The sequence below is a fragment of the Citrobacter sp. LUTT5 genome (genome assembly GCF_009905315.1).
Taxonomy (GTDB): domain Bacteria; phylum Pseudomonadota; class Gammaproteobacteria; order Enterobacterales; family Enterobacteriaceae; genus Citrobacter; species Citrobacter freundii.
This window is the reverse complement of the sequence record NZ_CP047606.1, coordinates 421,336-434,038: the sequence shown is the minus strand read 5'-3', so window position 1 is coordinate 434,038 and position 12,703 is coordinate 421,336. Positions and strand designations below refer to the sequence as shown.

The following is a 12,703-nucleotide window of genomic DNA, read 5'->3' as shown; positions in this document are numbered from 1 at the left end:
GAATTTATGAGCCAATTATTAATGCCGTCTACCGACGCGATGATTACGCTGGAAAACGTCAACAAATGGTACGGACAGTTTCACGTCCTGAAAAACATCAACCTGAAGGTAAAACAGGGAGAGCGCATCGTATTATGCGGGCCTTCCGGTTCGGGTAAATCGACAACTATCCGCTGTATTAACCATCTGGAAGAGCATCAGCAAGGACGCATTGTGGTGGATGGGATTGAACTCAATGAAGACATCCGCAATATTGAGCGCGTCCGACAAGAAGTTGGCATGGTCTTTCAGCACTTTAATCTCTTTCCTCATTTAACTGTCCTACAAAACTGCACACTGGCGCCTATCTGGGTGCAAAAGATGCCGAAAAAAGAGGCTGAAGTACTGGCAATGCACTACCTCGAGCGGGTCCGCATTGCCGAACATGCGCATAAATATCCCGGGCAAATCTCTGGTGGACAACAACAGCGCGTGGCCATTGCACGCTCGCTGTGTATGAAACCCAAAATCATGTTATTTGATGAACCCACATCAGCGTTGGATCCTGAAATGGTAAAAGAAGTGCTGGATACCATGATAGGTCTGGCACAATCGGGCATGACCATGCTATGTGTAACCCATGAAATGGGCTTTGCCCGCACAGTAGCTGACCGGGTGATCTTTATGGATCTTGGCGAGATTGTGGAACAGGCACCACCGGATGAGTTTTTTGCTCACCCCAAATCTGAACGCACTCGTTCGTTTTTATCGCAGGTTATTCATTAAAGCCATATGCCGGATACAGTTCCGGCTTATTTCCGCGTATAAACGCAAAAAGGCCATCCTTTCGGATGGCCTTTCGCTTTTATTTGATGTCTGGCAGTTCCCTACTCTCGCATGGGGAGACCCCACACTACCATCGGCGCTACGGCGTTTCACTTCTGAGTTCGGCATGGGGTCAGGTGGGACCACCGCGCTACAGCCGCCAGACAAATTCTTTTCTAAGTGCCGAACTTTAACCGAAAAACTGGTGCTGATACCCAGAGTCGAACTGGGGACCTCACCCTTACCAAGGGTGCGCTCTACCAACTGAGCCATATCAGCACACTAAATTTGATGCCTGGCAGTTCCCTACTCTCGCATGGGGAGACCCCACACTACCATCGGCGCTACGGCGTTTCACTTCTGAGTTCGGCATGGGGTCAGGTGGGACCACCGCGCTACAGCCGCCAGGCAAATTCTGTTATTAACCCGCTTTTCGCCGGTTAATGTTATCTGTATCAAGCTGAATGTCGTCTCTTCGCCAAAACATCTTCGGCGTTGTAAGGTTAAGCCTCACGGTTCATTAGTATCGGTTAGCTCAATGTATCGCTACACTTACACACCCGACCTATCAACGTCATCGTCTTTAACGTTCCTTCAGGAGACTTATAGTCTCAGGGAGAACTCATCTCGGGGCAAGTTTCGTGCTTAGATGCTTTCAGCACTTATCTCTTCCGCATTTAGCTACCGGGCAATGCCATTGGCATGACAACCCGAACACCAGTGATGCGTCCACTCCGGTCCTCTCGTACTAGGAGCAGCCCCCCTCAATTCTCCAGCGCCCACGGCAGATAGGGACCGAACTGTCTCACGACGTTCTAAACCCAGCTCGCGTACCACTTTAAATGGCGAACAGCCATACCCTTGGGACCTACTTCAGCCCCAGGATGTGATGAGCCGACATCGAGGTGCCAAACACCGCCGTCGATATGAACTCTTGGGCGGTATCAGCCTGTTATCCCCGGAGTACCTTTTATCCGTTGAGCGATGGCCCTTCCATTCAGAACCACCGGATCACTAAGACCTGCTTTCGCACCTGCTCGAGCCGTCACTCTCGCAGTCAAGCTAGCTTATGCCTTTGCACTAACCTCCTGATGTCCGACCAGGATTAGCTAACCTTCGTGCTCCTCCGTTACTCTTTAGGAGGAGACCGCCCCAGTCAAACTACCCACCAGACACTGTCCGCAACCCGGATTACGGGTCCACGTTAGAACACCAGCCATTAAAGGGTGGTATTTCAAGGATGGCTCCATGCAGACTGGCGTCCACACTTCAAAGCCTCCCACCTATCCTACACATCAAGGACCAGTGTTCAGTGTCAAGCTATAGTAAAGGTTCACGGGGTCTTTCCGTCTTGCCGCGGGTACACTGCATCTTCACAGCGAGTTCAATTTCACTGAGTCTCGGGTGGAGACAGCCTGGCCATCATTACGCCATTCGTGCAGGTCGGAACTTACCCGACAAGGAATTTCGCTACCTTAGGACCGTTATAGTTACGGCCGCCGTTTACCGGGGCTTCGATCAAGAGCTTCTCCTTACGGATAACCCCATCAATTAACCTTCCGGCACCGGGCAGGCGTCACACCGTATACGTCCACTTTCGTGTTTGCACAGTGCTGTGTTTTTAATAAACAGTTGCAGCCAGCTGGTATCTTCGACTGATTTCAGCTCCACGGGTAAACCGCTTCACCTACATATCAGCGTGCCTTCTCCCGAAGTTACGGCACCATTTTGCCTAGTTCCTTCACCCGAGTTCTCTCAAGCGCCTTGGTATTCTCTACCTGACCACCTGTGTCGGTTTGGGGTACGATTTCGTGTTACCTGATGCTTAGAGGCTTTTCCTGGAAGCAGGGCATTTGTTACTTCAGCACCGTAGTGCCTCGTCATCACACCTCAGCGTTAAAAAGGTACCGGATTTACCTGGAACCTCCGCCTACATGCTTAAACCGGGACAACCGTCGCCCGGCTAACATAGCCTTCTCCGTCCCCCCTTCGCAGTAACACCAAGTACAGGAATATTAACCTGTTTCCCATCGACTACGCCTTTCGGCCTCGCCTTAGGGGTCGACTCACCCTGCCCCGATTAACGTTGGACAGGAACCCTTGGTCTTCCGGCGTGCGGGTTTTTCACCCGCATTATCGTTACTTATGTCAGCATTCGCACTTCTGATACCTCCAGCATGCCTCACAGCACACCTTCAACGGCTTACAGAACGCTCCCCTACCCAACAACACATAGTGTCGCTGCCGCAGCTTCGGTGCATGGTTTAGCCCCGTTACATCTTCCGCGCAGGCCGACTCGACCAGTGAGCTATTACGCTTTCTTTAAATGATGGCTGCTTCTAAGCCAACATCCTGGCTGTCTGTGCCTTCCCACATCGTTTCCCACTTAACCATGACTTTGGGACCTTAGCTGGCGGTCTGGGTTGTTTCCCTCTTCACGACGGACGTTAGCACCCGCCGTGTGTCTCCCGTGATAACATTCTTCGGTATTCGCAGTTTGCATCGGGTTGGTAAGTCGGGATGACCCCCTAGCCGAAACAGTGCTCTACCCCCGAAGATGAATTCACGAGGCGCTACCTAAATAGCTTTCGGGGAGAACCAGCTATCTCCCGGTTTGATTGGCCTTTCACCCCCAGCCACAAGTCATCCGCTAATTTTTCAACATTAGTCGGTTCGGTCCTCCAGTTAGTGTTACCCAACCTTCAACCTGCCCATGGCTAGATCACCGGGTTTCGGGTCTATACCCTGCAACTTAACGCCCAGTTAAGACTCGGTTTCCCTTCGGCTCCCCTATACGGTTAACCTTGCTACAGAATATAAGTCGCTGACCCATTATACAAAAGGTACGCAGTCACCCCATAAAGAGGCTCCCACTGCTTGTACGTACACGGTTTCAGGTTCTTTTTCACTCCCCTCGCCGGGGTTCTTTTCGCCTTTCCCTCACGGTACTGGTTCACTATCGGTCAGTCAGGAGTATTTAGCCTTGGAGGATGGTCCCCCCATATTCAGACAGGATACCACGTGTCCCGCCCTACTCTTCGAGTTCACAACCTGTGCATTTTGGTGTACGGGACTATCACCCTGTACCGTCGGACTTTCCAGACCGTTCCACTAACACACAAGCTGATTCAGACTCTGGGCTGCTCCCCGTTCGCTCGCCGCTACTGGGGGAATCTCGGTTGATTTCTTTTCCTCGGGGTACTTAGATGTTTCAGTTCCCCCGGTTCGCTTCATTACGCTATGTATTCACGTAATGATAGTGTGTCGAAACACACTGGGTTTCCCCATTCGGAAATCGCCGGTTATAACGGTTCATATCACCTTACCGACGCTTATCGCAGATTAGCACGTCCTTCATCGCCTCTGACTGCCAGGGCATCCACCGTGTACGCTTAGTCGCTTAACCTCACAACCCGAAGATGTTTCTTTCGATTCATCATCGACTTGCAAAAATTTGAGAGACTCGAACACACCATTTTTCATTTCTTATTACGGAGAAATGAAACAGTGTGTCGTTTCAATTTTCAGCTTGATCCAGATTTTTAAAGAGCAAAACTTCGCAGTGAACCTTTTCAGGTACACTCTGAAGTTTTCTTGTGTTTTTGCAGTAAAGATGGTGGAGCTATGCGGGATCGAACCGCAGACCTCCTGCGTGCAAGGCAGGCGCTCTCCCAGCTGAGCTATAACCCCATCGTAAATGCTAATCTCTGTACCCTAATTCGTTTCCGAGCAAGGCGCGGTGGTGCGAAGCATACTAAAGTATGCGAGCATCGCCGTAACACAGCACGGAAGCGAATTTGGTAGGCCTGAGTGGACTTGAACCACCGACCTCACCCTTATCAGGGGTGCGCTCTAACCACCTGAGCTACAAGCCTGCAGAGATTTTCTTACTGCTAATTTTTCATCAGACAATCTGTGTGAGCACTACAAAGGTCGGTTCTTTAAGGTAAGGAGGTGATCCAACCGCAGGTTCCCCTACGGTTACCTTGTTACGACTTCACCCCAGTCATGAATCACAAAGTGGTAAGCGCCCTCCCGAAGGTTAAGCTACCTACTTCTTTTGCAACCCACTCCCATGGTGTGACGGGCGGTGTGTACAAGGCCCGGGAACGTATTCACCGTGGCATTCTGATCCACGATTACTAGCGATTCCGACTTCATGGAGTCGAGTTGCAGACTCCAATCCGGACTACGACATACTTTATGAGGTCCGCTTGCTCTCGCGAGGTCGCTTCTCTTTGTATATGCCATTGTAGCACGTGTGTAGCCCTACTCGTAAGGGCCATGATGACTTGACGTCATCCCCACCTTCCTCCAGTTTATCACTGGCAGTCTCCTTTGAGTTCCCGACCGAATCGCTGGCAACAAAGGATAAGGGTTGCGCTCGTTGCGGGACTTAACCCAACATTTCACAACACGAGCTGACGACAGCCATGCAGCACCTGTCTCAGAGTTCCCGAAGGCACCAAAGCATCTCTGCTAAGTTCTCTGGATGTCAAGAGTAGGTAAGGTTCTTCGCGTTGCATCGAATTAAACCACATGCTCCACCGCTTGTGCGGGCCCCCGTCAATTCATTTGAGTTTTAACCTTGCGGCCGTACTCCCCAGGCGGTCGACTTAACGCGTTAGCTCCGGAAGCCACGCCTCAAGGGCACAACCTCCAAGTCGACATCGTTTACGGCGTGGACTACCAGGGTATCTAATCCTGTTTGCTCCCCACGCTTTCGCACCTGAGCGTCAGTCTTTGTCCAGGGGGCCGCCTTCGCCACCGGTATTCCTCCAGATCTCTACGCATTTCACCGCTACACCTGGAATTCTACCCCCCTCTACAAGACTCTAGCCTGCCAGTTTCGGATGCAGTTCCCAGGTTGAGCCCGGGGATTTCACATCCGACTTGACAGACCGCCTGCGTGCGCTTTACGCCCAGTAATTCCGATTAACGCTTGCACCCTCCGTATTACCGCGGCTGCTGGCACGGAGTTAGCCGGTGCTTCTTCTGCGAGTAACGTCAATCGTTGCGGTTATTAACCACAACGCCTTCCTCCTCGCTGAAAGTACTTTACAACCCGAAGGCCTTCTTCATACACGCGGCATGGCTGCATCAGGCTTGCGCCCATTGTGCAATATTCCCCACTGCTGCCTCCCGTAGGAGTCTGGACCGTGTCTCAGTTCCAGTGTGGCTGGTCATCCTCTCAGACCAGCTAGGGATCGTCGCCTAGGTGAGCCGTTACCCCACCTACTAGCTAATCCCATCTGGGCACATCCGATGGCAAGAGGCCCGAAGGTCCCCCTCTTTGGTCTTGCGACGTTATGCGGTATTAGCTACCGTTTCCAGTAGTTATCCCCCTCCATCGGGCAGTTTCCCAGACATTACTCACCCGTCCGCCACTCGTCACCCAAGGAGCAAGCTCCTCTGTGCTACCGTTCGACTTGCATGTGTTAGGCCTGCCGCCAGCGTTCAATCTGAGCCATGATCAAACTCTTCAATTTAAGTTTGATGCTCGTGAATTAAACTTCGTAATGAATTACGTATGTTCACTCAGAGACTTGGTATTCATTTTTCGTCTTGCGACGTTAAGAATCCGTATCTTCGAGTGCCCACACAGATTGTCTGATAAATTGTTAAAGAGCAGTTGCGACGCGCTTTAGCGCTCTGTCGCGAGGTGGCGTATATTACGCTTTCCTCTTTCAGAGTCAACCCTCATTTTCAGGTTTTTCTCTTTAACCGAACCGGCTGTTTGCGTGAAGTGATTCACATCCGCCGTGTCGATGGAGGCGCATTATAGGGATCCCATTTTTTAGCACAAGTATTTTTTGGATCTTTTTTTCTGAATGCTTGTTTTTCACTCCTTTCGCTACATTCCTGCGCAATTTGACTGATTTTTGATAGCTAAACCACTTGCACAGTCTCAATAATCCAACCAAAGTCTTCATTACTGCTCTATTTTCGTTGAGGTAAACATGTCTGATGTACTGCGTCCTTATAAGGATCTTTTCCCACAGATCGGAAATCGCGTGATGATCGACACCAGTAGTGTCGTCATTGGTGATGCTCGTTTAGCTGATGATGTCGGAATTTGGCCACTGGTTGCCATTCGTGGCGACGTTAACTATGTACAAATTGGTGCCCGTACAAACATCCAGGACGGCAGCGTTCTCCATGTCACGCATAAATCCACGTCTAATCCGCAGGGTAATCCACTGATCGTGGGTGAGGACGTTACGGTTGGTCATAAAGTCATGCTACACGGCTGTATCATTGGCAACCGTGTATTAGTCGGCATGGGATCGATTCTGCTGGATGGCGTAGTCGTAGAAGACGACGTTATGATTGGGGCTGGTAGCCTGGTTCCACAAAACAAGCGCCTGGAAAGCGGATATCTGTACCTGGGAAGCCCGGTTAAGCAAATCCGTCCATTAAGCGATGAAGAGAAAGCAGGCTTACAATATTCAGCTAACAACTATGTTAAGTGGAAAGACGAGTATTTAAGTCAGAGTAACCACACCCAACCTTGAGCATCTTCCTGCTGGGCCTGGATCAATGCTTCAGCTTCTTCTTCCAGATCCCAGCGATGCTGTTGAAATATTTCCAACCACTGCTCAGGCGTGTCGCCGCCAAAGCGGGACGCCATAATCTCTCCAGATATGGCACATGTTAACTGCATACCATGAACCATCGCTGGAAACACAACGGCGTTAACATCCGTGCACCATTCTTCCCGATCGGGAAACTGGATCGCCTGATTCATGCCGACAATTCCTGTTGCATGCTTTTTATGACAGGCTCCACCTGTGGCAAAACGCCATGCCAAAGTAAAACTGCATGCGCAGCCTGCCCCACCAGCATCCCCAGGCCATCGGCATAATGTTTCGCCCCATGCGAAACACACCAGGAAAGAAACGGTGTGTTCCCTTTCTGATAAAACATGTCATAACAATAGACCGAAGGGTGGATAAGAGATGCTGGAATAGCTGGTATCTCACCGCTCATTCCGCTGGATGTGGCATTGATGATCAAATCAAAACTGCAATTTTCAAGATCGTCCATTCCCACCGCCTGCACGCTGCCGGTGTGGGAGAAGATTTGTGCCAGTTCTTCAGCGCGCGAAGCGGTACGGTTAACAATAGTCACCGCACAATCCATAGAAAGAAGAGGTAATAAAACTCCACGGGATGCACCACCCGCACCAATCAGCAGAACTCGCGATCCGGGATGAATGAAAGATAAACGCTCAAGATCGCTTAATAAGCCGATACCATCCGTGTTGTCTCCCAGTAAACGCCCATCCTCCAGCCGTTTAAGGGTGTTGACCGCTCCAGCAAGCGATGCCCGCTCCGTTAGTTCATCAGCACGTGCAAACGCCTCTTCTTTAAAAGGCACAGTGACATTTGCCCCCTTCCCACCCTCAGCAAAAAAAGCGTTCAGCGTATTCACAAAATCATTGATGGGCGCCAGTACACGCCCATAGGAATGATCAATCTTCAACTGCTCTGCAAATTGCTGATGAATAAAGGGCGATTTACTGTGCGCTATCGGATTACCAAAAACAGCATAGGCTTCTTTCATATTACCCCTGTCGAAACTGTTCACCCGTCAGAGCATCACGGATCTCCGAAGGATTCAAACGGCCTCCGGTCTCCCCCTCAACCACAGGAAAGTCTGTACCAAACTGCGCACGGACTTCCTCAACCGTTCTGCAAGGCGGTAAGCCACTCAGATTAGCACTGGTAGAGACTAATGGTTTGCCATAAGCCTGGCACAATGCAACCACCAGCGGATGATCGGTGACACGCACGGCCAGCGAGTCAAAACGACCGGTCAACCAACGAGGCGTAGTCGCGGGCGCCGGGAAAACGAAAGTAACAGGCCCAGGCCAGCGGGCGAACACAGCCTCACGTTGGGCCTCGGTGAGCATGCTATCGTCGATATAGGGTTTAAGCTGGTCAAAGCTTGCCGCAATCAAAATTAAACCTTTATCGACTGGGCGTTGTTTTAACTCTAACAGACGGGTAACAGCCGTTTCGCTGTCGGGATCGCAACCGACACCGAAAACAGCTTCAGTTGGATAGGCGATGACTTTTTCTTGTTTCAGAACCGCTATCGCCGCAGCAATAGCGTCTGTGGGCAGGTTATTATTCACTTTTTTATTCCGCCGAAATCGGCTTTCCACATTGTTTACTGGCACAGAAATGCTTCACACCCTGTGCGGTTTTCTTTTCGATGAGAAGCGGATAATGACACTCAGGACATTCTCCGGATAACGGTTTGAAGTTAATGACAAACTGGCACTCCGGATAGCGATCGCAGGAGTAGAAGGTTTTGCCATAACGGGAACGCCGCTGGACAAGATGACCAGTCTGGCATTGAGGACAGACTATTGCTGTTTCATCAGGCTTGTCGATGAGCTCGGTGTGATCGCACGCAGGATAGTCACTGCATCCAATGAACATACCGAATCGTCCCTGTCTCAGCACCAGCTCAGCGCCACATGCAGGACAAAGCTTACCCTCCAGAACTTTGACAATATGTCCGTCCGCGGAAGATTTCAGCGGACGGATGTAATCGCATTCTGGATAGTGTGAACAACCGAGAAACGGACCGTGTTTCCCGGAACGAATAACCAATTCAGCCCCGCATTGTGGGCAGGGCTCATTTTTACGCACCGTGAACAGTGCTGATTTAGCCATAACAACTCATACTGAATGAAGATTGATTAATGCAGCATACCTTCATTCACTTCAAAGAGTAATTCTTCCATTTGCTGATAGGCATTTTCACAACCTGGAATGTTGAATAGCACCATCAGGATTACCCACTTCAGGTCTTCCAGATCGAACTCTGCCGTATCCAGAGCGAGTACACGCTCAATGACCATTTCTCGCGTTTCGAGGTTTAGCACCTGAATCTGCTCCAGGAATAGCAGGAATCCTCTACAGCTTGCATCCAGTCGATCGCACTCTTCCGCAGTATAAATACGTATAGAAAGAGGGTCAGATGCCAGTTGCATAGGTTCAGCAAGGCCATCCTGATAGTCAGCAAGCTTTTCCAGCCAAAGTAACGCGTTGTAAATGTCTTCACGATCAAAACCAGCGTCGGTAAGATCCCGTTCCAGTTTGTCCTGATCCACACGCAGCTCAGCTTCGTTATGGATATATGTCTCAAACAAATACATTAGTACGTCGAACATGGCATGCCCTCCTCAATCGGACATAGCCGCCGGGTACAGCTGCGATCCACCCTGCTAACTCCAGTTCGAGCAGTTGAGCCACTACCTCTGGCACAGGTTGGCCGGCACGTTCAGCGACGACGTCAACAGGTGTTACCTCATCTCCTACGTTAGCCAGGAGCTCCGGAAATGGCAATGCCACCTCTTCGTGATCTGGCGAATAAATTGATTTTTCAGGTTCATCTGGCAACCATTGCAGCCCATATTGCAAATTTTCAAGAATTTCCTCTGGTGTCGTCACAAGCATGGCTCCCTGCTGAATTAGCCAATGCGGGCCTTCACTTCCCGGGCTCCCAATCGGCCCTGGTAAAGCAAACACCTCCCGCCCTTGTTCCAGTGCACAGCGAGCAGTAACCAGTGACCCGCTACGCTGTGCAGCTTCGACGACCAGTACACCTTTACTTAGACCACTGATAATGCGATTTCGTCGGGGAAAATTGCGTGGCAAAGGGAGCGTATCTAATGGGAACTCAGACACCAGTGCACCACCTGCCTCAATCAGTCGCTGAGCAAGACGGATATGCTGTCGTGGGTGAATGGTCTCAAGTCCATTTCCCAGCACCGCAATACTTGTGCCTTGTCGGTTTATCGCAGCACTGTGTGCCACGCCATCAATTCCCCGGGCCAGACCGCTGGTGATCGTCACACCACATGCTGCAAGCTTTTCACAAAACAATCGCCCCCAGCGTTCGCCATACCAGGAGTGCTGTCTGCTGCCGACAACGGCCACCTGGAACGAGCGAAGACATGCGGGATTTCCTGCGACAAAAAGCACCCCAGGATAATCCTCAATCGCACGGAGCTGTCGCGGATAATGCTCACTGTCTGCAACCACAAAATGGTGGTTCGGATGTTCAAGCCAGCGCAACGTTTTTTCCAGCGTCTGCTGTGAAAAGGTTAAAAACCGTGTGGCCTGGCGGGGAGAGAATCCTGCCTGCAGGAGTACCGCGTTGCTAATCAACGGTTGAGTATTGAGCCAGTGGGCAATGCGCACCATCTCATCACCATACAGTTCATTCACTTGCGCTAAACGTAGCCAAATTTCGATTTGGGTCATCCTTGTCCCCCTGCCACAAGCAGTCCTGGCAATCTTTGCGATTGGTCACTGATGCTGTCAATCAGAGGGGGTTTTGTCTAGAATAGAGGTAATAATCTTTTCAACTCCTGAACACAACTCTGGATAACTATGTCAGTTTTGCAAGTGTTACATATTCCGGACGAGCGCCTTCGCAAAGTCGCAAAACCGGTCGAAGAAGTGAATGCAGAAATTCAGCGCATCGTTGATGATATGTTCGAAACGATGTATGCCGAAGAAGGTATCGGTCTGGCAGCAACACAGGTTGATATTCATCAGCGCATCATCGTTATTGATGTCTCTGAAAACCGCGACGAGCAGTTGGTACTCATTAACCCAGAGCTGCTGGAAAAAGACGGCGAAACCGGCATTGAAGAAGGCTGCCTGTCTATTCCTGAACAGCGTGCGTTAGTACCACGCGCAGAGAAAGTAAAAATTCGTGCGCTCGATCGCAACGGCAAATCTTTTGAACTGGAAGCCGATGGCCTACTGGCTATCTGCATTCAACATGAAATGGATCACCTGGTCGGTAAACTGTTTATCGATTATCTGTCTCCGTTGAAGCAACAACGTATTCGTCAGAAAGTTGAAAAACTCGACCGCCTGAACGCCCGAGCTTAAGGACAAGAATCAACGTGTCAGACTCACTACGTATTATTTTTGCGGGTACACCTGACTTTGCAGCGCGTCATCTCGACGCGCTGTTGTCTTCTGGACACAACGTCGTTGGCGTGTTTACCCAACCGGACCGCCCGGCGGGACGCGGTAAAAAGCTGATGCCCAGCCCGGTCAAAGTGCTGGCGGAAGAAAAAGGGATACCGGTTTTCCAACCTGTCTCTCTTCGCCCTCAGGAAAACCAGCAGCTGGTTGCTGATTTACGCGCAGACGTGATGGTGGTGGTGGCATATGGCCTGATTCTGCCAAAAGCCGTACTGGAAATGCCGCGTCTGGGTTGTATCAACGTTCACGGCTCCCTGCTTCCACGCTGGCGTGGTGCAGCACCGATCCAGCGCTCACTGTGGGCAGGTGACACCGAAACAGGTGTAACCATCATGCAGATGGATGTTGGCCTCGACACCGGAGATATGCTGCTTAAGCTGTCTTGCCCGATTACGGCAGAAGATACCAGCGGTTCGTTATACGATAAGCTGGCAGATTTGGGGCCGCAGGGGCTGATTGAAACGCTAAAACAGCTGGCTGCCGGCACAATAAACCCGGTGGTACAAGATGAATCACTGGTTACGCATGCAGAAAAACTCAGCAAAGAAGAGGCCCGTATCGACTGGTCGCTTTCAGCTGTTCAATTGGAACGCTGCATCCGCGCCTTTAACCCATGGCCAATGAGCTGGCTTGAAATCGACGGTCAACCAGTGAAAGTCTGGCAAGCTTCGGTTATTGCGGAAAACACCCAGGCTGCGCCAGGCACCATTCTGGAGGCAACAAAGCAGGGTATTCAGGTCGCAACGGGCGACGGCATCCTGAATCTCGTCTCTTTGCAGCCTGCCGGTAAAAAAGCCATGAGCGCGCAGGATCTGCTTAATTCACGCCGGGAATGGTTTGTACCCGGTAACCGTCTGGTCTGACGGTTCATCTCTTTA

Annotated in this window: 10 protein-coding genes, 3 tRNA genes and 4 rRNA genes; 4 read left to right on the top strand and 13 right to left on the bottom strand. The window is 50.8% G+C overall.

Annotation, left to right across the window (positions count from 1 at the left end; translation table 11 throughout):
- Positions 1-6 precede the first annotated feature (6 nt).
- The gene (locus tag GUC46_RS02150; RefSeq protein ID WP_003844799.1) at positions 7-765 is read left to right on the top strand and encodes an amino acid ABC transporter ATP-binding protein; all 759 of its coding nucleotides are present in this window, start codon (positions 7-9) and stop codon (positions 763-765) included.
- Between the two features lie 88 nt (positions 766-853).
- Here GUC46_RS02150 and rrf (GUC46_RS02145) read toward each other — a convergent pair.
- The 7 genes from rrf (GUC46_RS02145) to GUC46_RS02115 all read right to left on the bottom strand — a co-directional run bounded on the left by rrf (GUC46_RS02145) (position 854) and on the right by GUC46_RS02115 (position 6,293).
- Positions 854-969 (bottom strand): 5S ribosomal RNA (gene rrf / locus GUC46_RS02145).
- A gap of 38 nt (positions 970-1,007) precedes the next feature.
- A tRNA-Thr gene (locus GUC46_RS02140) sits at positions 1,008-1,083 on the bottom strand.
- Between the two features lie 14 nt (positions 1,084-1,097).
- Positions 1,098-1,213, bottom strand: a 5S ribosomal RNA gene (rrf, locus tag GUC46_RS02135).
- Positions 1,214-1,303: 90 nt separating this feature from the next.
- Positions 1,304-4,210 (bottom strand): 23S ribosomal RNA (locus tag GUC46_RS02130).
- A 208-nt stretch (positions 4,211-4,418) separates the two neighbouring features.
- Positions 4,419-4,494 (bottom strand) — tRNA-Ala (locus GUC46_RS02125).
- 108 nt (positions 4,495-4,602) lie between these two features.
- Positions 4,603-4,679, bottom strand: a tRNA-Ile gene (locus GUC46_RS02120).
- Between the two features lie 72 nt (positions 4,680-4,751).
- Positions 4,752-6,293, bottom strand: a 16S ribosomal RNA gene (locus tag GUC46_RS02115).
- The 16S, 23S and 5S rRNA genes sit together here with 3 tRNA genes alongside, the layout of an rRNA operon.
- A gap of 471 nt (positions 6,294-6,764) precedes the next feature.
- Between GUC46_RS02115 and GUC46_RS02110 the strand changes: the two genes are divergently transcribed.
- A complete protein-coding gene (locus tag GUC46_RS02110; protein WP_003031171.1) occupies positions 6,765-7,319 on the top strand; it encodes a gamma carbonic anhydrase family protein in 555 nt (184 codons plus the stop codon).
- On the opposite strand, the gene GUC46_RS02105 is transcribed toward GUC46_RS02110, so the two are convergent.
- From GUC46_RS02105 to dprA, 6 genes are read right to left on the bottom strand one after another with little or no spacing between them, the layout of a single operon-like run.
- Positions 7,295-7,552 (bottom strand): DUF1488 domain-containing protein, encoded by a 258-nt coding sequence (locus GUC46_RS02105; protein ID WP_044702712.1) that lies wholly within the window; start codon positions 7,550-7,552, stop codon positions 7,295-7,297. The two genes, GUC46_RS02110 and GUC46_RS02105, sit on opposite strands and share 25 nt — an antisense overlap.
- A complete protein-coding gene (aroE, locus tag GUC46_RS02100; RefSeq protein ID WP_003842160.1) occupies positions 7,549-8,370 on the bottom strand; it encodes a shikimate dehydrogenase in 822 nt (273 codons plus the stop codon). The genes GUC46_RS02105 and aroE overlap by 4 nt, the downstream gene beginning before the upstream one ends.
- Before the next feature lies 1 nt (position 8,371).
- Positions 8,372-8,944 (bottom strand): L-threonylcarbamoyladenylate synthase type 1 TsaC, encoded by a 573-nt coding sequence (gene tsaC, locus GUC46_RS02095; RefSeq protein ID WP_003031166.1) that lies wholly within the window; start codon positions 8,942-8,944, stop codon positions 8,372-8,374.
- A gap of 4 nt (positions 8,945-8,948) precedes the next feature.
- Positions 8,949-9,491 (bottom strand): type I DNA topoisomerase, encoded by a 543-nt coding sequence (locus tag GUC46_RS02090; RefSeq protein ID WP_003842156.1) that lies wholly within the window; start codon positions 9,489-9,491, stop codon positions 8,949-8,951.
- A 26-nt stretch (positions 9,492-9,517) separates the two neighbouring features.
- Positions 9,518-9,991: a DUF494 family protein Smg gene (smg, locus tag GUC46_RS02085; protein ID WP_003031162.1), complete on the bottom strand. Its 474-nt coding sequence runs from the start codon at positions 9,989-9,991 to the stop codon at positions 9,518-9,520.
- Positions 9,963-11,087 (bottom strand): DNA-protecting protein DprA, encoded by a 1,125-nt coding sequence (gene dprA / locus GUC46_RS02080; RefSeq protein ID WP_121540497.1) that lies wholly within the window; start codon positions 11,085-11,087, stop codon positions 9,963-9,965. The genes smg and dprA overlap by 29 nt, the downstream gene beginning before the upstream one ends.
- Before the next feature lie 129 nt (positions 11,088-11,216).
- Between dprA and def the strand changes: the two genes are divergently transcribed.
- Together def and fmt are read left to right on the top strand one after the other, a co-directional pair.
- Positions 11,217-11,726, top strand: a complete 510-nt coding sequence (gene def / locus GUC46_RS02075; RefSeq protein ID WP_003031159.1) for a peptide deformylase — start codon at positions 11,217-11,219, stop codon at positions 11,724-11,726.
- Between the two features lie 14 nt (positions 11,727-11,740).
- Complete coding sequence (fmt, locus tag GUC46_RS02070) at positions 11,741-12,688, top strand: methionyl-tRNA formyltransferase (protein ID WP_003845229.1); 948 nt, start codon at positions 11,741-11,743, stop codon at positions 12,686-12,688.
- Positions 12,689-12,703: the final 15 nt, after the last annotated feature.